General features: G+C 46.7%; 23 protein-coding genes. 19 read left to right on the top strand and 4 right to left on the bottom strand.

Annotated features, from left to right (window positions below):
• Positions 1-109: 109 nt before the first annotated feature.
• The 6 genes from DYD54_RS07710 (at position 110) to DYD54_RS07685 (ending at position 5,998) form a co-directional block, all read left to right on the top strand.
• On the top strand, positions 110-793 hold the full coding sequence (locus DYD54_RS07710; protein ID WP_147285085.1) for a ComF family protein: 684 nt from the start codon (positions 110-112) through the stop codon (positions 791-793).
• On the top strand, positions 793-1,314 hold the full coding sequence (locus DYD54_RS07705) for a type IV pilus modification PilV family protein (protein WP_063514425.1): 522 nt from the start codon (positions 793-795) through the stop codon (positions 1,312-1,314). The genes DYD54_RS07710 and DYD54_RS07705 overlap by 1 nt, the downstream gene beginning before the upstream one ends.
• Entirely contained in the window at positions 1,315-2,304 is a 990-nt protein-coding gene (locus DYD54_RS07700; RefSeq protein WP_063514424.1) for a PilW family protein, read from the top strand.
• Positions 2,301-2,939, top strand: coding sequence for a hypothetical protein (locus DYD54_RS07695; protein ID WP_063514423.1), 639 nt, complete (start codon positions 2,301-2,303; stop codon positions 2,937-2,939). Before DYD54_RS07700 ends, DYD54_RS07695 begins: the two co-directional genes overlap by 4 nt.
• The gene (locus DYD54_RS07690) at positions 2,932-4,935 is read left to right on the top strand and encodes a PilC/PilY family type IV pilus protein (RefSeq protein WP_172459596.1); all 2,004 of its coding nucleotides are present in this window, start codon (positions 2,932-2,934) and stop codon (positions 4,933-4,935) included. Before DYD54_RS07695 ends, DYD54_RS07690 begins: the two co-directional genes overlap by 8 nt.
• A gap of 307 nt (positions 4,936-5,242) precedes the next feature.
• Complete coding sequence (locus DYD54_RS07685) at positions 5,243-5,998, top strand: hypothetical protein (protein ID WP_063514421.1); 756 nt, start codon at positions 5,243-5,245, stop codon at positions 5,996-5,998.
• Between the two features lie 123 nt (positions 5,999-6,121).
• Here the strand turns inward: DYD54_RS07685 and pal are convergent, their stop codons facing one another.
• On the bottom strand, positions 6,122-6,634 hold the full coding sequence (pal, locus tag DYD54_RS07680) for a peptidoglycan-associated lipoprotein Pal (protein WP_063514420.1): 513 nt from the start codon (positions 6,632-6,634) through the stop codon (positions 6,122-6,124).
• 234 nt (positions 6,635-6,868) lie between these two features.
• On the opposite strand from pal, the gene pepN reads away from it, so the two are divergent.
• The 3 genes from pepN (at position 6,869) to DYD54_RS07665 (ending at position 11,643) form a co-directional block, all read left to right on the top strand.
• Positions 6,869-9,439 carry an aminopeptidase N gene (gene pepN / locus DYD54_RS07675; RefSeq protein ID WP_256594036.1) on the top strand — a complete coding sequence of 857 codons (2,571 nt, stop codon included), beginning with the start codon at positions 6,869-6,871 and terminating at the stop codon, positions 9,437-9,439.
• Positions 9,440-9,541: 102 nt separating this feature from the next.
• Positions 9,542-10,936 (top strand): 3-deoxy-D-manno-octulosonic acid transferase, encoded by a 1,395-nt coding sequence (locus DYD54_RS07670; RefSeq protein ID WP_063514418.1) that lies wholly within the window; start codon positions 9,542-9,544, stop codon positions 10,934-10,936.
• On the top strand, positions 10,933-11,643 hold the full coding sequence (locus DYD54_RS07665; protein ID WP_063514417.1) for a 16S rRNA (uracil(1498)-N(3))-methyltransferase: 711 nt from the start codon (positions 10,933-10,935) through the stop codon (positions 11,641-11,643). The genes DYD54_RS07670 and DYD54_RS07665 overlap by 4 nt, the downstream gene beginning before the upstream one ends.
• Here DYD54_RS07665 and DYD54_RS07660 read toward each other — a convergent pair.
• Positions 11,612-12,439, bottom strand: a complete 828-nt coding sequence (locus DYD54_RS07660; RefSeq protein ID WP_063514416.1) for a methyltransferase domain-containing protein — start codon at positions 12,437-12,439, stop codon at positions 11,612-11,614. The two genes, DYD54_RS07665 and DYD54_RS07660, sit on opposite strands and share 32 nt — an antisense overlap.
• A 215-nt stretch (positions 12,440-12,654) precedes the next feature.
• On the opposite strand from DYD54_RS07660, the gene DYD54_RS07655 reads away from it, so the two are divergent.
• The 7 genes from DYD54_RS07655 to purU all read left to right on the top strand — a co-directional run bounded on the left by DYD54_RS07655 (position 12,655) and on the right by purU (position 19,196).
• The gene (locus DYD54_RS07655; RefSeq protein WP_063514415.1) at positions 12,655-13,647 is read left to right on the top strand and encodes a hypothetical protein; all 993 of its coding nucleotides are present in this window, start codon (positions 12,655-12,657) and stop codon (positions 13,645-13,647) included.
• Between the two features lie 164 nt (positions 13,648-13,811).
• The gene (locus DYD54_RS07650) at positions 13,812-14,849 is read left to right on the top strand and encodes an ABC transporter substrate-binding protein (protein WP_063514414.1); all 1,038 of its coding nucleotides are present in this window, start codon (positions 13,812-13,814) and stop codon (positions 14,847-14,849) included.
• A gap of 168 nt (positions 14,850-15,017) precedes the next feature.
• The gene (locus tag DYD54_RS07645; RefSeq protein WP_063514413.1) at positions 15,018-16,028 is read left to right on the top strand and encodes an ABC transporter substrate-binding protein; all 1,011 of its coding nucleotides are present in this window, start codon (positions 15,018-15,020) and stop codon (positions 16,026-16,028) included.
• Positions 16,029-16,194: 166 nt separating this feature from the next.
• On the top strand, positions 16,195-17,103 hold the full coding sequence (locus tag DYD54_RS07640; RefSeq protein WP_063514412.1) for an ABC transporter permease: 909 nt from the start codon (positions 16,195-16,197) through the stop codon (positions 17,101-17,103).
• A 25-nt stretch (positions 17,104-17,128) separates the two neighbouring features.
• Positions 17,129-17,923: an ABC transporter ATP-binding protein gene (locus DYD54_RS07635; RefSeq protein ID WP_063514411.1), complete on the top strand. Its 795-nt coding sequence runs from the start codon at positions 17,129-17,131 to the stop codon at positions 17,921-17,923.
• A 21-nt stretch (positions 17,924-17,944) separates the two neighbouring features.
• Positions 17,945-18,223 (top strand): hypothetical protein, encoded by a 279-nt coding sequence (locus DYD54_RS07630; protein ID WP_046700934.1) that lies wholly within the window; start codon positions 17,945-17,947, stop codon positions 18,221-18,223.
• 97 nt (positions 18,224-18,320) lie between these two features.
• Positions 18,321-19,196, top strand: coding sequence for a formyltetrahydrofolate deformylase (purU, locus tag DYD54_RS07625; RefSeq protein WP_063514410.1), 876 nt, complete (start codon positions 18,321-18,323; stop codon positions 19,194-19,196).
• A gap of 73 nt (positions 19,197-19,269) precedes the next feature.
• Here purU and DYD54_RS07620 read toward each other — a convergent pair whose 3' ends face one another.
• A complete protein-coding gene (locus DYD54_RS07620; RefSeq protein WP_063514409.1) occupies positions 19,270-19,824 on the bottom strand; it encodes a carboxymuconolactone decarboxylase family protein in 555 nt (184 codons plus the stop codon).
• Positions 19,825-20,095: 271 nt separating this feature from the next.
• On the opposite strand from DYD54_RS07620, the gene clpB reads away from it, so the two are divergent.
• Positions 20,096-22,669: an ATP-dependent chaperone ClpB gene (gene clpB / locus DYD54_RS07615; protein WP_063514408.1), complete on the top strand. Its 2,574-nt coding sequence runs from the start codon at positions 20,096-20,098 to the stop codon at positions 22,667-22,669.
• 46 nt (positions 22,670-22,715) lie between these two features.
• Here the strand turns inward: clpB and DYD54_RS07610 are convergent, their stop codons facing one another.
• Positions 22,716-23,474, bottom strand: a complete 759-nt coding sequence (locus DYD54_RS07610) for a glutaminyl-peptide cyclotransferase (protein ID WP_063514407.1) — start codon at positions 23,472-23,474, stop codon at positions 22,716-22,718.
• Positions 23,475-23,635: 161 nt separating this feature from the next.
• Here DYD54_RS07610 and DYD54_RS07605 point away from each other — a divergent pair, with 161 nt between their 5' ends.
• Both DYD54_RS07605 and DYD54_RS07600 read left to right on the top strand, forming a co-directional pair.
• A complete protein-coding gene (locus tag DYD54_RS07605; protein WP_046696951.1) occupies positions 23,636-23,938 on the top strand; it encodes a hypothetical protein in 303 nt (100 codons plus the stop codon).
• A gap of 163 nt (positions 23,939-24,101) precedes the next feature.
• Positions 24,102-24,605, top strand: a complete 504-nt coding sequence (locus DYD54_RS07600) for a pyridoxamine 5'-phosphate oxidase family protein (protein WP_046696950.1) — start codon at positions 24,102-24,104, stop codon at positions 24,603-24,605.
• Positions 24,606-24,620 lie beyond the last annotated feature (15 nt).

Here is a 24,620-nt window from a genome sequence, read left to right as displayed (position 1 = left end):
GCGTACCACATTGGTGCGCGTACCTCCTTATTTTTTGGCAGTACAGGCGCAAAGATGGCATCGTCTTTGTGCCTTATGTCATGAACCTGTTTATTCTTATGCGCACCGTGTGTCTAAAGATAATCAAGCCAAGATTGGTGGATTTAAACTGTTCAAGAGTATTGCCAATACCAACCTGTTGTGTGATACTTGCCATTATCTGATGACATGGCGACTGCCACCTGTTCGTCTAAAAGCATTAACTGGCGTCTCTGACAATCCTTCATTTTTTCATTTATATTTTGCCACGTATTATCAATATCCTGCCAATCAAGCGCTTAATCAATTTAAAGATCATGAGAGCCTCTCTGCGTTAATGATATTGATTCATGCGCTGCGCCAATTACCAAAGCCTGTGGGCTGTCATGCCAAGAACACCGCCATCGTTCCCATGCCGACCACCGATAAGCGCTTGGTCAAGCGTGGTTTTTATCCTGTGATGGTGCTCGCCAAATGGCTGGCGCACCATTGGGGGTTGTCGATCTGGCAGGGCTTGGGTCGTATCGCTGACAGTAATCATCAGCGAGGTCTGGATCGGCAGGCGCGACTTGACAATATTCAAGATGCTTTTGTGTTAAATGATGCGCCGCCTGTCAGGCAGCTGATATTATTTGATGACGTGGCGACCACAGGCACGACGATTCAAGCGGCTGCGGGTACAATCATGCGACATTCTCCAGATACAAGAATTATCGCAGTGTGTGCCGCACATGGTACAGCACAGATGTCGTTGTTAAAGACTAAGGAGGGATGATGCGCGCGCAGAAGGGCTTTAGTCTAATTGAGGTGTTGGTGGCGCTATTGATTCTGTCTATGGTAGTACTTGGATTTTTGATGGTGCAAATGAAGTCGCTGTACCAGAGCCAGAGTGCTACCATGCGCGCACATGCGGTATCAGCGATGAGCGCTCAGGCAGAGTTGTTAAGAGGTGCGTCAGACGATGCTCGAGATGGGCACGAGCGACTGCTCAATCACTTAAACCAAGGCGCAGGGATTGATCAGATGAACCATTATCAAAAATCCATCTTAGCGGTGAGCCTGCCATGTCATGCCAAGAGCTGTAGCGAAGAGATGTTTATTCGGCATCAAGGATTGCAGATCGCCAAGGCTGCCGCCGTGCATGGCATTCGCCTTAATATCTTACCATGTGATAATCAGCGATGTCTCATCGCAGCGTGGGGCGAGACACCTGCACGTATTGCCGCTGATGGTTGTATGAATGCAAACGGCAGCATCAACCCAGGTGCGACGTGCATGACCATGGTGGTGTACTAGATGAAGCATGCGCGTGGATTTACCTTAATTGAGATGATGGCGGCGCTATTCATTGGTGTGGTGATTGCATTGATGGCAGGGCAATTATACATATTAAGCATGCGCACAGCGATAAGCCAAGAGCGCGCTGCCCAAGAGATTAATCATCAGTCCTTTGTGCTGCCCAACATGATTAGTAATGTGCGCTTGGGTGGGTTGGGTATTGATGGCTCGGTGCTAGATCGTCCAAATCCTATGGGCGTGCTGATCGATGCAGATCAGCTTTCAAGACAAGAAACCCCTAACAACATTGACCGCTATCTGACAGGCGCATCTAGGGCAGGCCGAGTCAATCGGATCAATATCCCATCTGAACAGCTTACCATCATCTATCGTGCACCGCAGGACATGTGGGACTGCGAGGGTGATATTGCGCTAGGTCCTAGACGTGTGCGTCTAAAGGGTGGCGAGATGGCGCAGGTGGATGGGCAAGTGGTGATAGAGCGGTATTTTGTGCAGTCAGATGATGGTGTGATGAACCTACGCTGTGATGCCGCTCGGTTTGCGCCTGAGAGTATTAAGCGCGACAGCACAAGAGATCGTAAATTCTCCCAAAGTTCAACAAGCTACATTAATGCCATCATCGACACTGATGCCAAAGATACCAAAAAGGCTAACGTCGTATACGGACTGGGCGGGCAAGGTGCAATCATGGCGAGTCATGTGGAGGGATTGTGGGTACAATTGGGCGTCCAAATGCCCGACGGCATTCGCCTGATGACCATAGCGGATTACCAAAAATCAAAACTGCACGAGTCGATTGTAACGATCAATCTGGCACTGCTGAGCCGTTCGGTAACGCCATTGTCTGATGGTGAGGCACCAGCACAATCGTTTGATGTATTTGGCACGATGGTTCATGTAAACGAGGGCGACGCCAATTACGACAGACAGCTCCATCAGATAAGTATCGCCCTAAGAAATGCCAAGTATGCAGGAGATGCACCATGAGATATGGGTATTGCAGGCGAGAGGGTGGGTTTGTGCTGTTAATTGTACTGGTGGCGATGCTGTTGGTTGTCGGTATCTCTGCGCTAGCCATTCGCCAAAGCCTTAATGATGCGCGATTGTCTTTTACCACAGGTAAAGCGAATGAGCTGTTTGTGGTGGCAGATGCGCCATTGGCGATGGTAAAAGATGGACAGATATTAACCGTCGATCAAGGCATACTTGATAAGCTCATCTCTTACCATCAGAATCTACCGAGCGATGACAACCTTGTGATTGCGCATTTATGCTATGACCTAGCGTTAGGTCGGGGTAATTTTGTGCCATCTAGAATGGTGATAGCGCCTGCTTTCATGACATGCCAAGATAATCAAGTATTGCTTTGGCTGTCTTTGCGTGCAGATACGGGCGATGCGGATGATTTTAGTCATGTGCCATCAGGTGTGCCATTGGATGATTTGCAGATGGTAGATGGTGTTGATTTGACCAATTATCATCTTACGGTGCATGCGTTTGCAGCTGAGCGACAAATAGATGCCAGCTGTACTGCCGAGCCGATGCAAGTCAAGCGATGTCTTATAGATGAAGGTGTCATGCATCAGATGTTGGTGCAGGAGTTTTATTATGGTTATGAATAATCGGCTTGTTAAGGCTGGTTTGGCGGTCTTGATAATGATCTTTGGCATCTCGACGAGTTGGGCGCAGTTATTCACCCAAAGTGTATTGGCGGATGAATCCTGTCTGAGCGCTCCGTCACTAACCAGTATGATGACGCATGACAATCATGCCTATATCACTACAGTGTATCCTACAGAATATGGTCCACAGGGCAATCTTCTAAAATATCGAACCCAATCAGGCGTTATTATGGATGGAAATAATCTACCCATTTATCGTAACGGGTCCGTGTTTTTGGGTGCTGACCTTTGGGCGGCAGGCGCGAACTTTGATCAATTTGGTGCTAAAGGCATGCTGTCGCGGCATAAGTCGGATGGTCATTTGTGGATGTCTGCTGATAAAAGTAGCAACAAGCTTATCAAGGTGTCCCCCGACAATGTCAATCTGCCATCAGGCTATACAGATGATGAATTGCAACACATCAGGCGCGCCATCGGTATTGATTCGTCCACCGTACCGATTGGTGCGGTTATCTACCCGCCGAGCATTCATACGCCCACAGGCGTGATGATCTATGGTGATTCATTGGGCGTGCTGCGCATGGTGGATGCATCGACAGGTAGGCAAATCATGGCGTACATGCCTCGCCGAATTCTTGGTGCGCAACTTGGTGTGGATGCGCAATGGTCGCTGCATGAGGTGCGCACGGATGGTAAAGCAAGACTGATTGCAATTGGTGGTTTTGGTCGGAGTGCCGCAGGAATGATGGCGTTGGATGTAACTGATGTCACCAAAGGCGGTTCGCTCAAGGTGCTCTATGACATCGCACCAAATGCTAACTTCGATCGTCTAAGCTATATTCATGCGCCCATTTCTTTGGGATATATTAAACAGACGGATCAGAGCCGTGCGGTATTTGTCTTTGGTGGCGGCGTGGATGGCTGCTATGAGAACAATGTAGCGAGTTGCCAAAAGTCTGCCGCGAATGGTGCCGTCATTTATGTTATTGATGCAGTAACTGGTCAAAAAATAACCGAATGGCAAAATGACAGCTTGAATCTTCAAGACATGCACCACAGCTTCGGCGGTGAGCTGACCTTGGTGGATCGACAGCGCGATGGTATGTTTGACCATGTCTATGCTGCAGATTTGGGCGGGCAAATTTTTCGTATTGATGTCGGTGCTGACTTTATGAATGCGCAAGCAGTGCGTATCTTTCATGCCAATAATAACAACTTGCCGATATTTGATAAAAATCGCGCCCATTTTTATCAAAAACCCATCGTCAGCATTTACCCCTCTGGCGATTACGCTGCACAAATGGACGCTAAGCGATTTGCGCTGATAACCATCGCCTCAAATGATCAAAGTGTCGTAGATGGCAAGCCAAATCATGTTTATGGCATCTTTGATAAAGGATTGATCAATCGTGAGCGTTATTCTACCATCTCAAAAAATCAGCTCGAACCCATTAGCCCTGCAAGCTCACCATCACAAAGATCCATCGCACATTCTGCAGGCTGGTATCATAAGCTTCAGATTAACGGTAATGATGCGGTGACTGTTATGGGCGGAGGGGTTGTTGTACCAACATCCAAACGCTCATCTAAGCGCGGCGTGCATGGTATGTATCAGTTAAGTGTGATTCAGCCTAAGACTTGCCCGTCTGACACGATAAGTCAGCTACAGACTTATTGTTTGCCATTTGGTGTGTGCTCGCGCGATACGTCGTTACTCTCCAATCAGAATGATGCACCAATCAATAATCAAAGTGCATTGATATCACCCATCATTCAAGGCGGTTGGACGGCAGGCGCGATGGTAAATGCCCATAGCGGCGTGACGTCTTGGCAATTATTGCGCCCAAGTGCGGATGATCGATTGAATATTGATGGCGTTGATATGAATGATTTTGATGAGTCCAATGCTGAGAATAACTCGCTTGCCATGCAAATACTTCGCACCATTCGTTCGACACGTTGGTATGATGTACGAAATATAGGCGATAATTATTAAGAATAGATTTTTTGACTGGTTGAATTTTAAGCAAAGGCTTATTGGGTTATAAAAAATATAATTTTCTGATAGCGATCGCGGTAGGCTTGAGCATTATGAACTTTGTATAGCTTATGTAAGTAATTTGGCTTTTGTTACCCGACTGCGTACAACAGTGATTATAAATCATACAAAACTATACAAAACCATCAATAACATCGCTAGACAAATCCGCTAAAATGGTTTTAAATAACCTCACAACAAACAACACGCTAAATGTAAGATTAAATGAGTTAGTCTTACATGGTTTGTATTTTAGGAGAAATCTATGAAAACCCTTAAACTATCAATGTTTGGTGCAGCTGTACTGCTATCAACCAGCGCGATGGCAAATATTGTGACCGATACTGGTGCAACTTTGGTGGATGGCACTAAGACATTCTTTAAAACTGCAACCAATCCTGGAGCAGTGAGCCTAGAAGTAGGTTCGTTAGGCTATGGTGCTAACATCGCTTGGGCTGCCAATGATCGCGTTGAACTGCAAGCGGGTTGGGCTGGCGGTAACATCGCAGAAGCCATCAACGATAACTTCGATGCTAATGGCGTAAATTACCAAGTAGAGACTGATTTTTCTAACCCATACTTAGGCGTACAGCTTCGCCCAGCAGCGAACTGGTTTACCGTTGGTGCAGGTGTGATTGTCCCTGATAACGAAATTAAAGTACGTGCCAACCCAAGTAGCAATGGTACTTATCGTATCGGCGGCACTGATTATACTCAACAAGAGGTTGGAACTTTGGAAGGTACCCTTGAGCACCGCAATAAATTAGCGCCTTATTTGACCGTTGGCTTCCGTCCAAACATCGGCAATAATTGGGGTGTATTTGGTGAAGTCGGTGCTACCTATCTAGGTAAAGCAGATGCTAATATCACTGCAAACGGAACAGGTCGAGCAGCTGATGTTAATGGTCAGAATGAGATGTCCGTTGATTCTTTGGCAGCTCAAGCAGAGCGCGACATCGAAGCTAAAGACTATGCAAACTGGTTCCCAATCGTAAAAGTTGGTGCGACTTACCGCTTCTAATCAGATTTCTGATAAAAAACAGCCCGTTAATTCGGGCTGTTTTTTTGGCATTCTAAGAAATGCACTTTGTGCAATAAAATAAACCCAAGATAATCTCTTGGGTTTATTTGTTGTTATTTTAACCTAGTAAGACAATTCAGCGCGGCGGTTCTGTGACCAATTGGCTTCACCGGTGCCCACAGCTACAGGGCGCTCTTCACCAAAGCTGACGATCTCAATGTGTGAAGGATTGACACCTTGAGCAGCTAGATAAGCACGCACCGCAGCAGCACGACGCTCGCCCAGTGAGATGTTATATTCACGTGAACCGCGCTCGTCAGTATGACCTGCGATCAGCACGCGAGCACCGCTATTGGCTTTCAAAAAGTCAGCTTGGGCGTTTAATGTTTGTGCGGCAGAAGCGCGGATGGTATCTGAATCAAAGTCAAAATACACCACGCCTTGCAAGTTGGCAGCGACAGCTTTGATTTCATCGCTGTTATTAACAAGTTTGCCGCCATGATAGGCAGGACCAGTATAGCCTGAGATGCTGACAGGGGCAACGAGAACTTTTTGGCTTTTTGGCTTGCTGGCACAGCCTGCAGTTAGTGCAATGATGGCTGCGCCCAGTAGGGCTGCCTTAATGCGTGATGACATGGTAACTCCAATGTGAATGAATGTTTGAAATGGTATGCTTATGATGACAAAGTTAAGAAAATTTTACAAGTGACTTTTTGTGGTGGTTGGTGATTGGCATGGATTTGTATTGCTGTTAGGTGCTGATTTTAAAGATAGAAATGATCGTGGTGATTAATAAAATAAAAACAATGAAGGCTTTTTTTGGTGTTGGATTTTTGGTAGTATGGTGGGATTTTGATGATGGAGTTTATGATGACTGACAACGCTTTGACCAAAGTTTATCTTAAAGATTATACACCACCTGCTTATCAGGTGAAGGTCATTAACCTTGACATTAAGCTGTATGATGATCATGCCACCGTGGATGCTCGCTTATCCGTAAAGCGTGAACATGATGGTAAGCTTGTACTATTGGGTCGCGGACTTAAGCTATTAGAGATATCAGTAAATGGTACGCCATTGTCTGATGACCAATACAGTTTGGACGATGAGCAGCTGATTATCCATGAGTTGCCTGATGAGGCGATGATTGAGACTTCGGTAAAAATCTGGCCACAGACCAATACCGCCCTAGAAGGCTTGTATCAAGCGGGTACGGGCGATGAGGTGATGTTCGTCACACAGTGTGAGCCTGAGGGTTTGCGCAAAATTACCTTCTATCCTGACCGCCCTGATGTGCTGGCTGAATTTACCACACGCGTGGAGGCCGACAAAAAATACAAAACTTTACTCGCCAACGGTAACTTGATTGAAAGTGGTGAGCTGGGCGATCGCCATTATAGCATCTGGCACGATCCTACGCTAAAGCCAAGCTATCTGTTCGCCTGTGTGATTGCGGATCTTGAGGTCATGCAGGATTATTATACGACCAGTGAAGGTCGTGAAGTACTACTAGAAATCTATGCCACTAAGCATGATTTGGATAAGTGCCACATTGCCATGCAGGCACTTAAGGATTCGATGAAGTGGGATGAGGATAATTACGGCTGTGCGTATGATCTAGATCGCTATATGATTGTGGCGACAGGTCAGTTTAACATGGGTGCGATGGAGAATAAGGGCTTAAATATCTTTAATACATCATGTGTGCTTGCCAGTCCAGAGACGACCACGGATGAGCGAATTTTTCAGGTGAAGTCTGTCATTGCGCATGAATATTTTCATAACTGGACGGGTAATCGCGTGACGTGTCGTGATTGGTTTCAGCTTTGTCTCAAAGAGGGCTTGACTGTATTTCGAGATCAGAGTTTCTCGGGCGATTTTCGCTCAAAGGCTGTGCAGCGTATCGAAGATGTTGCTGTATTGCGCGCGCATCAGTTCGTTGAAGATGCAGGTCCATTATCGCACCCTGTGCGCCCCGAGAGCTTTGTGGAGATTAATAACTTCTACACCTTGACCATCTACGAAAAAGGCGCAGAGATTGTACGCATGATCGCAAATCTGCTGGGCAAGGATAAATATCGCCAAGGCACGGATGAGTACTTTCGTCGCCATGATGGGCAAGCAGTGACGATTGAGGATTTCTTATCAGCGCTATCAATCGGCGATGAAAGAGTGCTTGACTTTTTGGCTTGGTATCGTCAGCCTGGCACGCCCGAGGTGTCGGGTGGCTTTGTGGTGAATGGCAGTCGTGTGATTGTCAATCTATCCCAAAAAACTCGCCATGTGGCTGGCTATGATGCACCTGTGGCATTACCAATCCCTGTGGATACAGCGATTTTTGATGGCGATACTGGTAAATTATTGGCGCAAAAAATGCTGTTATTGACCAAAGACAGCGACAGTTTTGTCTTTGAAGATATTAACTTATCATCGGGTGCGCGTCCGATTGTCTCAGTGCTGCGCAATTTCTCTGCGCCTGTGAAGCTTGACTTTGAATACAGTGATGAAGATCTGGTGAAGTTGGTGGCTTTTGAGACCGAAGGGTTTAACAGTTGGCAGGCAATGCAGACGCTTGTGAATCGCCTACTACTTGGCAAATCTGACAATGTATCACTACTAACCCAAACTCTGCCCAAGGTCATCCCTGAGCTTATGAAAACGGATGCCATGATGGCGGCGCGTCTGTTTGACATACCAAGTGAGCAAGAGCTTGCGGCAGCTTACGAGTCGAATTATCAGCCGACACTCGTCAAGCAAAAACGCGACGCTCTTAAGCAATCAATCGCGGCAAGCCTAAAAGACTTCGTTGGTGATTGGTATCAGGCACTGCCTATTGAGACCTATCAAGATGAGCCTGAAGCGAGAGGACGTCGCCAACTAAGAAATGTCCTGCTAAACATCGCCCTAGCGGCAAGTGTGGCAGAGGCAGAAGACTGGGCGTATGCGCAGTATGACAATGCCAGCTGCATGAGTGAGCGCTTAGGTGCGTTGTCTGCGATGGTTGAGTTTGATTTGGCGCGCAGTGATGATTATGTGGCTGATTTTTATGATCGATTTAGTGATGAAGATTTGGTGATTGATTCATGGTTTAGTGTGCAGGCGCGCGCTGACAGTCGTGATGTGCGATTCATTGAGCAGCTCATGACCAGAGAGGACTATGATTGGAATACACCAAACCGAGTCCGTAGCACACTGCTGGGCTTAGCAGCCAAACCAACCCAACTATGGACAAAAGAAGGCATTGAGCTATTCTTGACCGCGATCGCATCACTAGACGCATTGAACCCAACATTGGCAGCGCGTATGGTGTCGTCACTGTCGCGTTGGTACACGCTTGGCGAACCTGATAAGGCTATGGTAAAAGAAGCGCTCACAAATCTTCAAAAATTCGTAAAATCTAAGAACGTTCTTGAGTCGCTGAGCAGCATCATCAACGCATGATGAACCAGCGAGACTTATTTAAAATATACGGCAGGCCATTCTTGCCGTATATTTTTTGCTTATTGGTGAAGTTTCTTTTACAATGACATGGTTTACAGTAGAATGAATAACATAATGAAGCCGCCCATTTATTACCCCATCGCCATACGTCTTGCCATGCCGATTTACCGCCAGATGGTCAAGAAAAAATCACGCCATTTGCCGACTTTGGATAGAGAGTTGAATGAGCGTTTTGGCGAACATTATCAACCTGTACCAAATAGTTCATCGCAAATTATTGTTGATAAGGCTGTGGATAAGTCTGTTTCGGATGCCATCAATCAAGACTTATCAAGAGGTGTCATCTGGTGTCATGCGGTGAGTCTTGGCGAGCTAAACACCGCTTATCCATTATTAAAAAAACTGATAAATCAAGGGTTTAAACTATGGATTACGAGTACCACGCAGACAGGATTTAATCGTGTATCGCAGTTGTTCGCAGATAAGCTGGGCGTGGTAGTCAATCATAGCTTCGTGCCTGTGGATAACTTAGCTGTTGTGCAGAGATTCATCAATCATGTCCGTCCTGTGATGGCGATATTTATTGAGACTGAGCTGTGGGCGACGATGCTACATGAGCTAAGCCAGCAAGGCATTCCTAGTGTCATGGTGAATGCACGACTGACCCAAAAATCCTATGAAGGGTATGTCAGATTCGGCAAATTAAGCCGTAGCATGATGGCAAACCTTAGCGCCATCATCGCCCAAGATGAAGAATCTGCTAAGAGATTCCGACAGCTTGGCGCATCGGATGATAAGGTTGTTGTGATCGACTCTTTAAAATGGTCTAGCTTTGGTCAGCTTGATGATAAGCATGACGAGCTGGCAGCCGAGGCGAACACTTGGCAGCTAATTGATCATAAGGACGGGCGCAGACCCATATGGATCGCCGCCAGCACCCATGAGGGCGAGGAACGTTTGGTGCTACAGGTGTATCAGAAGCTGATGGCGATGAATGCATCGGTTTTGTTGATCTTGGTGCCCAGACATCCTGAGAGATTTGATGAAGTTGCGCGCCTGTGCGATGAGATGGGATTTAACACAAAAAGACGCTCAAAGAATGACACCATCCATTATGACACCCAAGTATATCTAGCGGATAGTATGGGCGAGCTGCTAGGGTGGTATCAGGTGGCTGATGTTGCGCTCGTGGCGGGGTCTTTGGTGGATAAAGGCGGACACAACCCAATCGAACCTGCGAGCCTTGGCAGGCCTGTGGTTATGGGTCGATTTACCAAGAACTGTGAAATTTTGGTGCAAGAATTATCAGGCGTTGGTGCACTAGTGCAGACGGATGATTCTGTGGATGATATTGCCAAAGCCTTAAGCAAATGGTTATTCGATAAAGACTTGGCAGCCAAGGCTGGTCAAGCCGGCAGGGATCTTGTGATGGATAAGCAGCACGCCGCTGATAAGCAAACTCAGGTTCTGCTTGACATATTGGCAGGTGTAAGATGAATGTATTATTACTAAGCGCTCATGACATCGATGGTCAGACGGCTACGATGCAAGATGCCGCCCAAGTCGAACACATCAAGCACGTGCTAAATGCAGATGTTGGCGACACCTTAAAGATTGGCGAGTTGGGCGGACAGCTTGGTACGGGTGTGATTGACTTTATTAATGATAAAGTTGTGTTAAGGGAAGTGCGCCTTGATGCACCGCCTCCGACAAAGCTAGGTGTGACGCTCGTGCTTGCTTTGCCGCGTCCTAAGGTGCTAAGACGCCTAATCATGGACATGACTGCCATAGGTGTGAACCATATCGTACTGGTGAACAGCTATCGAACCGATAAGAGCTATTGGGGGTCGCCATTATTGGCGCGCCTGGATGAATTTGTCCAAGAAGGGTTGCAGCAGGGTGTAGACACCATCGCACCGAAGATTACTCTAGCGAAGCGTTTTAAGCCCTTTGTGCAGGATGAATTACCCAGCCTGATACGAGATCGTGCGGTGGTGTGTCATCCTTATGCGGATGAGAACTTTTATGCATACAGTCAGGTGCATGGGTTGCCAGACTTGATCGTCATTGGCGCTGAGGGCGGATTTATCCCTTATGAGATTGAGCTGTTGGCGTCGGTTGGTGTGACAGCGGCAGGGCTAGGACAGCGCATACTTCGCACCGAAAGCGCGGTCAATGCCGTGCTTGGTCGGTATCTGTCTTAGTAGATTTGGTGGCGATGATGTGCAGATATCGCCCCATTAGGCGAAATGGCAGCTGCGTTGAGTATTTCAGCTCCATCGCGATGATGTCATCAGGGTTGTTCAGACCGCCGCGCTTTAAGGGTGCATAATCGGAAAACACGCGAATGCCAGAGCGTGCTTGCACATGATAATGGCGAGCAGATAGCCATGATTCAACGTCATCGCTACTGACGGGATTGTTCGGGGTGAGAGACTTGTTGTCAGCGGGTTTTGGTTTGTCCAGCTGATAAAAATTACCCATCACCAAATTACGATAAATCAAACTGGCAGGATTATAAAAACACAAAGACAGCGCGCCACCATCCACCAAAAATTCATCAAAAAAATCCATGATCTGCTCAGGCTCCCCGAGCCACTCCAATACCGCATGGCATAAGATGAGGTCAAATTTCTCACCCTGAATGGCAGATGGCAGCTCTTGATAAGGACAGACGATAAAGCGAATGTCATTCAGGCCTTGGTTGGCAGCGCTTTGTTTGGCCTTATCGATCATGTTGGCAGAGATATCATTGATCGTGCAGTGATGATGTTTGGCGAGATTTAGACTGATTTGGGCAAGTCCTGCGCCCACATCCAGTATTCTAAGCGGACGATTTAACGCGCCAGCCAGCGCACTTACCATTTGGCTGATGTCACGCTCAAGGACGGCAAGGCGGATCTGTCCTTTTAAACCGCCATAGACTTTTTTGGCGAAATGATCGGCGATCGGGTCAAAATTGCGATCAGAGTGGTGCAAATTGGCTGATTGAATTGTCATGATTTTGTAGTATTTTGTAAAAATGAATAAAAAATAATTGGATAACTGTTAAGCAGGCATACTTTTGCTTTGTTGTTTGCTTAAAAAGTGACAATAGCTGTGATATAATGCCGACAATTTTGTTGGGCGATTGATGCGTTATTTTATCATAAAAATGCCAAGATGCTTGCAGACTTGCCCAACTCCATGCTTAAATTTAAAGATTCAGGTATTCTATGAAAACACTAAGCGCAGTAAAATATGCGGTGGGTGCCTCTGTGGTGGCGCTTGCTTTGACCGCTTGTACCAAAAATGAAGAACCAAACAACGCCCAAGAGGCGGACATCGTGGTGGCAGAGCCTGTCATCCAAGAGATTCAAGCGGTATGTGATGAGCCAAGCCTGCGCAATCGCTTGGTGGATTCATTGCAGGTTGGTTTGCTTGACAGCGCACTACTTGAAGTGCAAGGTTATGATGATGCGACACACCTAGGACTTGAGCAGCAGGTTCGCCAAAAGCTCACTGGTGTGGACATCAATCTGCAGAATGTCATTGCATCGGGTGCGACGTGCCGTGCTGACGTGCATTTTACACTGCCAGCTCAAGACATTGCTTATGCCAACAGCACATTTGAGAATAATGGTCTGACTGAGCTTGATGAGCAGGCGTCAGAAGCAGGTGCTGCATTGGTCGGTGGTAACCGCCTGATTGCCAAGGACTTTGCATATACCATCGAGGATAATAAAGCAGTCATCGGTACCGATAACGCGGTGCTAAGTCTGGTGGCTAAGACTTTGGTGGCGGCTGTTCATGGCATGGCAGGTGAATCGCACGCCAATGCACAAAATACCCCAGCTGTACGTCTAGAGCCTGTCCAACCGATCGCTGCACCACGCATCCAAAAGCGTGAAGAGACGGCGCCAACAGCAAGACCTACCCAAACGGTTCGTCAAGAACAGCCACAGCAGCGTCCAGCTCAAGCAGAGCCACGCACCCAATCTCGTCCTGAGCCACTACCACCCGCTCAAGCAGAAGCACCAAAGAAAGAGACGTCGCGCCCACAAAGAACCCAAGAGCAGGCACGTCCTAAGGCTGAACCAGCTGCGCCGAGTCAAGCTGCACGACCACAGAAGCAAGCTGAGCCAGCTCCTGCACCTGCACCGGCTCAACAGTCGGCTGCTGATGAGAATGTCGAGCTGACAATCGTTGAGAGCAACGATACTTATTAATTTAGCAATGCCAAAAATCCCGAATAATATTCGGGATTTTTTATGGGTGTTTTTAAAATTGTCTTAATAATATGATAAAATGACAGTTTGTCAAAACGTATTAGCACAACGGAATAATTTCATAGTGTCGAATTTGCCTAGGCAGATTCCTTTTGGAGAAAAAGATGCAAACTTTTAAACTACAATTATCAGCTATTGCATTATCAGCTCTCGCTTTGGCTGGCTGCAATCAAGAAAAAACAACCGCCCAACCAGCTGAGGCGGACAAAACCACCCAAGACAACACCAAACAACCCAAAACCATCGCCATCTCTGCCATCGTTGAGCATCCTTCGTTGGATGATATTCGTCGTGGCATCGTCTCAGGCTTGGCGGATTTGGGCTATAAAGATGGTCAGAATCTAACCGTCAATTTCCAATCAGCTCAAGGCAACATGGCAACCGCAAGCCAAATCGCCAAGCAGTTCGCCTCCGAGAATCCTGATGCGATCGTCGCTATCTCTACGCCAACCGCGCAGAGTCTGGCCGCTGCCACTCAGACCATTCCTTTGGTATATACTGCTGTGTCAGACCCTGTCGCGGCTAAGCTGATCGATAACAACAACGTCGCCACACAGGCGAATATCACAGGCTTATCAAGCCAGCTACCACTCGAGCCACAGATTGAGCTGTTCACTAAAGTTAAGCCTGATGCCAAGCGTATCGGCTATGTCTATAGCCCAGGTGAGGCGAATTCGGTCGTTCTAAAAGATCAATTGATTAAGATTCTGCCTAAGTATGGCATGAGCTTAGTGGACATTCCTGCCAACCGCTCTGCTGATGTGGCAAGTGCGACACGCGCATTAGATGGACGTGCTGATCTTATCTATACGTCTTTAGACAATAACGTCGCGTCAGCGATGGAAGCGATGGTGCAGGTGGCTAATGAGCTTGGTTTGCCGATCATTGCGTCCGATGAATTCTCAGTACGTCGCGGCGCAACGGCTGCCTTGGGCGTGAATGACTTTGATTTTGGGGTGACGACCGCTAAGCTGGTCGCAGGCATCCTAGATGGAAAAAACCCAGCAGACATCAAGCCTGAAGTCATGAACACACTAACACTGTACATCAGCCCAAAACATGCTGCCGATCAAGGCGTGACTCTTACCGATGAAGTTAAGAAAGACGCGATCAACGTGGATGAGACACCACGTTCACACTAAGACAGTCATGAGCTGGCGGCGGATTGTAGGTTTTTTGAACAAATGTTCGTCGCCTTAGCTGCTTTATGAGTGATTTTGCTGATTGATGATTGAAATTTCGTGATATTTTGTTTATCATGAATCACTTTTTGATTAACCGCCCAAGTGGGCAAAGCTATGGAGATGAAGATGTTCAACCCAAATCGTATTAATGGATTTTCTAAATTATTGGGCGTAACTTTATTAAGTGCGGCATTGTTTGGCTGCGGTAATGATGACAAGGCAGCTGCACCTGATGCCAAAGCAGATGCAAAAACTGTCGCCATCACTGCCATTGTTGAACATCCTGCCTTGGATGCAGTGCGTCAAGGCGCCATCGAAGAGCTTGGTGCGGCAGGTTATAAAGAAGGTGAGAACCTAACCATCAACTTCCAATCAGCCCAAGGTAACATGGCAACAGCAGGTCAGATCGCTAAGCAGTTCGTTGCGGATAATCCTGATGCCATCATCGCCATCGCTACACCATCAGCGCAAGCAGTTGTATCAGGCACGAGCGACATTCCTGTGATTTTCTCAGCGGTGACAGAGCCAGTTGAAGCCAAGCTTGTGCCAAAACTAGACGGTTCTGGCACGAACGTAACTGGCGCATCAGACGTATTGCCACTTGAGCCACAAGTTGATCTGATCAAAGAACTACTGCCTAACGTTAAGAACATCGGCTTTGTATATAGCCCAGGTGAAGTCAACTCAACCGTAACTCTTAAAAACCTAAAAGCCATCACAAGCAATCAAGGCATTAACATCGTTGAAGCACCTGCCCAAAAATCAAGCGACATCGCCATGGCGGCCCAAAGTCTGGCGGGTAAAGTTGACGTGATCTACACCTCAACTGACAACAACGTCATCAACGCCTATGAAGCATTGGCTCAAGTTGCCAAAGAAGCTAAGATCCCACTTGTGTCATCTGATCCAAGCGTGGTTGAGCGTGGTGCTGCTGTGGCGCTAGGTGTGAACTATCTAGACCTAGGACGCGAGACAGGTAAGATCACAGCGCGCATCCTAAAAGGTGAAAAAGCAGGCGATATCCCTGTGTACGCAGCCCAAAAGCTAGATCTGTTCGTTAGCAAAAAATACGCAGCAGAACAAGGTATTACCGTGCCACAATCTATCATTGATCGCGCGCAGAAAGTTGCTGAATAATATTTTTGTATGACGATGCGTGACATGATGGACAAGTCATTCGCACATCTAATAAATTTAACATACAAAAATATGTCATAAAATGGTAAAATATTGCACGTTTTTAAAGAACACACGCCCGAAGACGCTCGTGGTGTGTGTTTTTATTTAGTTTAGGGGCGTTTTTATGTCGATGATTGCCTTTTTTGGGGCGTTAGAAAGTGGCTTGATTTATGCGCTGATGGCGCTTGGCGTGCTGATTTCTTTTCGTATTTTGGATTTTCCAGATTTGACCGCTGACGGCAGCTTTCCTTTGGGCGGCGCGGTGGCAGCGCTTGCCATCATCTCGGGCATCAATCCTTGGATGGCTTGTATCCTAGGGATGTTTGCCGGTGCGGCAGCGGGAACAGTCACGGCATTATTAAACGTCAAATTAGGCATTCTGCATCTGTTGTCGGGCATCCTTGTGATGACGGCATTGTATTCGGTGAATTTGCGCATCATGGGCGCGCCAAACCTATCGCTCTTGGGTGAGCCAACCGTATTTGCACCGTTCATCCAAGGCGGTAATGGCGTGTGGGTGCGAGTGCTTGTGACGCTGGGTGTGGTGGTGATTGCTAAGCTGTTCTTGGATTGGTTCTTTAGCACCGAGACAGGTCTTGCCATGCGCGCCACAGGTTCTAACGCCAAGATGGCACAAGCACAAGGCATTAACACCTCATGGATGATCGTGCTTGGTATGGCGATCAGCAACGGCCTGATTGCGCTGTCGGGTGCGTTATTTGTACAGACTCAAGGCGGTGCCGATGTGTCGATTGGTATTGGTACGATCGTTATTGGTCTGGCTGCGGTCATCATTGGTGAGACTGTGCTGACTGCGAAGCGTATTTTTTGGATTACCTTATCAGTGATAATTGGTGCAGTGCTTTATAAGCTGTTCATTCAGATTGCGTTATCCAGCCAGACACTGCGTAGCATTGGCTTTGGGCCACAAGATTTGAACCTTGTCACGGCATTGCTTGTGGTGATTGTGCTCATGTTGCCTAAATTTCGCGCCAGACTGTTTGCAAAATTTGGCAAAAAATCAATCCAATAAATGAATGTTAACGGAGAAAATTCTTATGATGCAAGCAAGTGACTTACGTTTAACGTTCAATAAAGGCACACCGATTGAGAACCCAGCTTTGCGCGGTATTAGTTTAAACATCGCTGAGGGCGAGTTTGTGACCGTCATCGGCACCAACGGTGCAGGTAAATCCACCTTCTTAAATACTGTGAGCGGGGCGATTCGCCCTGACAGTGGTTCTGTGGTGATCGATGGTGTTGATGTGACCAATCGACCAACACATAAGCGCAGCCATCTGGTTGCAAGAGTGTTCCAGGATCCAATGGCAGGCACGTGTGAAGCACTAACCATCGAAGAGAATATGGCGCTTGCCTTCAAACGTGGTAATCCTCGCACCCTAAAAGGTGCGCTAAATGGTCAGAACCGTGATATTTTCCGCGAAAAATTATCCGTGCTAAAGCTCGGCCTTGAGAATCGTCTGACCGACCGCATGGGCTTGTTATCAGGTGGTCAGCGTCAAGCGGTAAGCCTGCTAATGGCAAGCCTACAGCCTTCGAAGATTCTTCTTTTGGATGAGCACACCGCTGCGCTTGACCCGAAGACAGCAGCTTTCGTGCTTGATTTGACCGATAAGATCGTCAATGACAACAAACTAACCACGATGATGGTGACTCACTCCATGCAACAGGCGCTGACCCATGGCACGCGCACAGTCATGCTGCACCAAGGTCAGGTCGTGCTTGATGTCTCAGGCGAAGAGCGTCGCGGCATGACGGTTCAGGATCTATTGGATATGTTTGAGCGCACGCGTGGCGAGAAAGTGGCGGATGATGCACTATTGTTAGGATAAGCGAGCGATAAAAGGATTTTTATGAATAAGCGTTTTGCCAATGTGCTGTCTTTGACTTTGTTCTTTATTGGCGTGATGGCGATTGCAATTAGCATCACACAGAATAATGGCTATGCCTATCACGCGTTCGCGCTGTGCGGGGTGTTGTCGGTGCTGGCTGATTTTATCAGCATCAAGACAGGTAATAAAATGGTGAATGCTACTCAAGGTCAAAAACGCTTCGTGCTAATCTTTCAGGCATTAGTGTGGGCGATCGGCTTGGCGCTGGTTTATCATTTTGAGCTTTTTCATCCGCACTGAGCGTGAAATGTGATGAGATTTTTCCAAGGATTGGGTTTGGTATTTGCCAAACCTAATTTTATTTTTATGATTAACATAACCAAAAAAGAGAGTAATTATGACGAATTGTTTTGAATGTGATGACAATCTCGCACGTCTGTTGGTGACTTGTCAGGATCGTTCTGGCATCGTTCAGGCGGTATCGGGATTCTTGTATCATCATGGGGCGAATATCGTTTCATTGGATCAGCACACGACCGAGGCTTATGGCGGTAAATATTTCATGCGTGTAGAGTTTCATTTAGAAGATTTGGCAAATAAAAAAGCCACATTGTCTGAGACTTTCGCGCGCAATGTCGCTGCGCCTTATGAGATAAATTGGCGATTGTCCTGCAATCATGACGTCAAGAAGGTCGGCGTATTGGTGTCTAGAGAGGATCACGCCATGTTAGAGCTACTATGGCGATACAGTCGTGGTACGCTGCCATGTCAGATCACCAAAGTCGTCTCAAACCATGAAGACCTTCGCGAATCGGTTGAGAGATTTGGCATTGAATTTATACACATTCCTGTCAATAAAGACGACAAAGAATCAGCCTATGATAAGATCACTGAGGTAATGCAGGGTAATGACCTTTTGGTCTTGGCGCGCTATATGCAGATCCTAAGCCCAAAATTCGTCGATACTTGGGCGGGTAAAGTGATTAATATTCATCATTCGTTCTTACCTGCCTTTGTGGGCGCCAATCCATATAAGCAAGCATTTGATAAAGGGGTGAAGCTCATCGGTGCTACCGCGCACTATGTAACGAGCGAACTGGATGAAGGTCCCATCATTGAGCAGGGCGTGCAGCGTGTGAGCCATGCTTATAGCGTGCCTGAGCTTCGCGAGATCGGGCGTGATATTGAGCGTGATGTATTGGCGCGTGCTGTCAGATGGCATCTAGAAGACCGCATCATCGTCGATGGTAATAAGACTGTCGTATTCGACTAAAAGTACACAAAAAATAAACCTGACAATGAGCAGGTTTATTTTTTTTAGTTAAATGTATTGATAAATCAATGAATTAACGGTTTGGGCCAAAGGCGGCAAGCTCTGGGTTGATGTCGGTCTTGGCAACGGTATTGGCGTAGTTGCACAGAGTAGATAGTGCCACGCCCATGATGACATCTAGCACGTTTTGGTCGTTGTAGCCGGCTGCTTTAAACGCTTCTAGCTCTTCGTCAGAGACTTGACCACGCTTGTCGATAAGTTGCATGGTGAACTGGGCTAGGGCTTGGTATTTGGCGTTTTCGTCAATGCCCGTGCGAGTACGCAGGGCTTCTACGACCGCGGGCGACATTTTTAGGCGAACTTCGGCGATCTTGGTGTGTCCTGCCACACAAAAATCACAGCCGTTATGAACAGCAGCGGTGATTTGAATGACCTCAATCTCTTCGGCAGTCAGCGAGTTTTTGCTGTTTAGTTTACTCACTTCTTGATACATTTCAAGGGCTTGCGGTGAGTTGGCAAGTACGCCAATAAGATTTGGGATAAAGCCGTTAGCTTTTTGTACCGCTTCAACACGCTCTTTGGCTTTTTCGGGGGCGGTATCAACGGTATGTAGGGCTAGACGAGTCATGTAGTTCTCCTAATTCATTGCTTCTTAACTTTGGCAGAAGCAATTCATGTTTTGAGTTGAGTTAAAATAATAAAAGCTATATGGGAACGGGTGTAAAAATTACAAGGGATTTTTAAAAATTTATAAATTTATATAAAAATCAATATTTTATAAAAATTTTATGGTTTAGCCGATTTTTTGTTATTGAAAATTTTGCATTTGTCAAGCATATATTTGACAAGCGGGAAAAACTTTTCCCAAATGCAAAAAAATAAACGACAAAAGGTAAAACATGAACTTTGATAAACTCACCCAAAAAGTGCAAAAAACTCTGCAATCCGCCCAATCCCTAGCGGTGGGGCGTGATAATACAGCGATTTTTGCCATGCACGTCTTGTCCGTCATGCTCCAAGATGAGAGTAATATCGCCATGCTAAGCCAAGCAGGGGCGGACATAAACAGACTAAACCATGACACCGCCAAAAAACTAGACGATTTGGCGACCTTATCCACGCCCACAGGTCAAACCAGTCTCGCCCCTGATTTGGCACAGGTGCTAAACCTTGCCGATAAATTTGCCACCAAGGCAGGCGACAGCTTTGTGCCAAGCGAATGGGTGCTGTTCGCCCTAAGTCAGACAGGCGACACCAAAAAGGTGCTGGCAGATGCGAGCGTGGATACCCAAAAATTACAAGCTATCATTAACCATATCCGTGGGGGAGATACCGTGAACACTCAAAATGCCGAAGACACCAGACACGCCCTAGAAAAATACACCGTCAATCTCACCGACCGAGCCCGTGACGGCAAACTTGACCCTGTCATCGGGCGAGACGATGAGATTCGCCGTACCGTGCAAGTCCTGTCAAGACGCACCAAAAACAACCCCGTTTTGATAGGCGAACCGGGGGTGGGTAAAACCGCCATTGTGGAGGGCTTGGCAAGCCGTATCGTCAATGGCGAAGTACCTGAGAGCCTAAAAAATAAAGAAGTTCTATCGCTTGACATGGGTTCGCTCATCGCAGGGGCGAAATATCATGGCGAGTTTGAAGAGCGTCTAAAAGGCGTGCTAAATGACCTTGCCAAACAAGACGGCAACATTATCCTATTTATTGACGAGCTACACACCATGGTGGGGGCAGGCAAGACCAGTGGGGCAATGGACGCAGGCAATATGCTAAAACCTGCCCTAGCCCGTGGCGAGTTACGCTGTGTGGGGGCGACAACCCTTGATGAATACCGCCAATACATTGAAAAAGACCCTGCCTTGGAGAGACGTTTTCAAAAGGTGCTGGTGGACGAGCCAAGCGTAGAGGACACCATTGCCATTTTGCGTGGGCTAAAAGAGCGGTATGAGCTACATCACGGGGTCAAAATCCTTGACAGTGCCATTATCGCCGCCGCCAAAATGTCGCACCGCTACATCACTGACCGTAAGCTCCCTGATAAGGCGATTGATTTGATTGATGAAGCAGCGTCTCGCATAAAAATGGAGCTTGACAGCAAGCCTGAAAGCCTTGACAAACTTGACAGACGTATCATTCAATTAAAAATGCAGTTAGAAACTGTCAAAAAAGAAGATGATGCAGGAAGCCTTGTACAGGTTCAGCAGTTGCAAACCCAAATTGACGAATTAACCAAAGAATACAATGACTTAGAAGAGATTTGGAAAGCCGAAAAAGCCCTAGTAGAAGGCACCAAGCACGCCCAGATTGAGCTTGATAAGGCACGCATTGCCCTAGAAAAAGCCCAACGTGAGAGCAACTGGGAGCAGGCAGGTCGTTTGCAATATGAGATTATTCCTAATTTGCAAAAACAGCTTGCCGATGAACAGCATGATGACACAGGCACGCCAAAGCTCCTAAGAAACAAGGTAACGGACAATGAGATTGCCGAAGTGGTGTCGGCTGCCACAGGCATTCCTGTTGCCAAGATGATGCAAGGCGAGCGTGATAAGATGCTTGGCATGGAGACGATTTTGCATGAGCGTGTGGTCGGTCAAGACGAAGCGGTCAAATCGGTTGCCAATGCCGTTCGCCGTAGCCGTGCAGGGCTGTCCGACCCCAATCGCCCTAGTGGTTCGTTCCTATTTTTAGGGCCGACAGGCGTGGGTAAAACTGAGCTTACCAAATCGCTTGCCAATTTCTTGTTTGATGACGAGACGGCCATGGTGCGAATTGACATGAGCGAGTTTATGGAAAAGCATAGCGTAAGCCGTCTGGTGGGAGCTCCTCCCGGCTATGTTGGCTATGAAGAAGGGGGTGTTTTGACCGAAGCGGTTCGCCGTAAGCCGTATAGCGTGGTGCTATTTGACGAAGTGGAAAAGGCTCACCCTGATGTCTTTAATATCCTGCTACAAGTCTTAGATGACGGGCGTTTGACTGACTCTCAGGGGCGTGTGGTGGACTTTAAAAACACCGTGATTATCATGACATCAAACCTTGGCAGTCATAAAATCTTTGACATGGCAGGGGGCGACTACGAAGAGATAAAATCGGCGGTCATGGAGTCGGTGAACGCTCATTTTCGCCCCGAGTTTATCAACCGTATTGATGAGATTGTGGTCTTTCACCCGCTTGGGCAATCGCAAATGGCAGGCATTGCCAGCATTCAGCTTGACCGCCTAAGAGCCAGACTAAAAGAGCGTGAGCTAGGGCTTGTCTTATCAGATGAAGCGATGAATGAGCTGGTGTCGGTGGGGTACGACCCTGTGTTTGGGGCAAGACCGCTCAAACGTGCCATTGTCCAAGAGATTGAAAATCCCCTTGCTCAAAAACTCCTAGCAGGCGAGTTTGTCGCAGGCGATACCATTTCGGTGGGGGTAGAAAATGGGGTATTGACGTTTGATAAGCTACGGTTAAATTAATCAACCTAACCAAAAAAGCAGACTTCACGGTCTGCTTTTTTATTGGCTAATCAAGTGTCACTTCAAATATCATCGGGTAAAATTTCCCTGTGACATAGAAGCGATTACCCTCAATGTGGGCGATGCCGTTGAGCACGTCCATGTTTTGACGGTCGTGGTTGCTGATGTTGGCATTCGCCAATAGGTCGCTAAGGTTATAAAATTTAACGACTTTACCAGTATTAGGGTCGATCTTGGCGATCAGATTGCTTTGCCAGATATTGGCATAGATAAAGCCGTTGGCAAATTCAAGCTCGTTTAATTGGTCGATGTTCGCGCCTTGATGGCGGACGTTGATGCGTGATTTTATTTTAAAGGTTTTGGCGTCTCGTACTGTGATCGTCGATGAGCCATTTGACATATAGATAATGTCTTGATCAGCGCGATAGGCGAGCCCCCAACCTTTGCCGCCGTAATAGGCGGTGTCTACGATGGCAAAATCATCAGCATCTCGTAAAAAAGCGACGTTCTCTCGCCAAGTTAATTGCCAAATCCCATAAGGGGTCTGCGTGATGCCTTCGCCAAAAAATGCCCGCGGCAGGGTGTCCTTGATGGTGTATTCGCCTGTCTTGACATTCAGAATGCCAATGCTGGACCGCCCATACAGCCCTGTCGCCAAGACTGCCCGATCATCGCCCATGTATTCAAACCCTTGCGTGAAGGCGGTCGGATCGCTTGGGTGTGTTTGTATTAATGTCAGCGAATGGGCGGCGCGAATGCTAAATATTAAGCTTAGAATTAGAATGGTGAAGTAAATTTTTGGCATGAGAATGGAGGAAGGATGTTTTTGGATAGTGTAGCGTATTTTTGGTGTTTTCCCAACACTCCATCATAAAATGACTGAAAAAACCCAGCAAAAATACTTAACCGCTACATTAAAATACCTTATAATTATTGCTAAATATGTAACATTTAAAAGGGTGTGCGATGATTTATCTGATTTCTTTGGTGGTTTATGCGATTGTATTGACGGCAGGAATGTACATCGTAAGAAAGCATTCCCATCAGGTTGAGCGTTTGCTCGGGCGCATTTGTCTTGTTGGTTTTGTTTTACAGCTGCTGGTGAATTATGTGTTTTGGGGACAGGCGGCGAGCTTTAACCCACTGTCTGGCTTTGTTAGCCCTGAGCGCAGTGCGGTGAATTTGATGTATTTGGCGCTGATCAGTATTTTTTGTTATGCAGCGCTGCTTGCTTTGTTGTTTAAGGCGAATGATTTTTATAATGACTGAATTGGCGTTTAACTCTTCAAAATCTATTTTGGAAAGTTACAAACCAATACCAAACTTCACATAAAATTACCCTAATTGACTGCTGCTTTTGCTAAAGTAGATTTAGCGTGAATGATGCGCTGTACCAATCACAACACAGTTTTAACTCAAAAAGGAAATAAGTATGACCAACCAAAATCGTAACGAACAATTAAAAACAATCAATGACATGGTAAAAGATGTGAAATTTGCCATGCTAACCACAGTGACTTCAGAGGGTCATCTGCACGCTTGCCCAATGACGACCAGTGATTTTAATTTAGAAACAAAGGAAATTTGGTTTATTGGTGATGCTAGAACCGAAACCGTTAAGGATATAAAAAATAACCCACAGGTCAACCTTGCTTATACATCAAATAATGCCAAAGATTACCTGTCAATTAATGGTAAAGCCCAATTGATTAATGATCCTGCTAAGTTAGAAGAACTTTGGTCTGTGGTTTACAATGCATTTTTTGAAAACGGCAAAGATGATAAGAACGTTCAATTGATTAAAGTTATTCCTAATGGCGCTCAATATTGGCTAAGTGGAAACGCCATTGTAAATATGTTCAAGATGACCGCAGCGGCAGTTGGTGGTGAAAAAATTGCTGATAGTTTGGGTGAAAATAGCTCAATTGAATTTTAATCGTAAGAGAAATGC

This window comes from Moraxella ovis (assembly GCF_900453105.1).
Lineage (GTDB): Bacteria > Pseudomonadota > Gammaproteobacteria > Pseudomonadales > Moraxellaceae > Moraxella > Moraxella ovis.
This window is presented reverse-complemented; position numbering and strand designations above follow the sequence as displayed.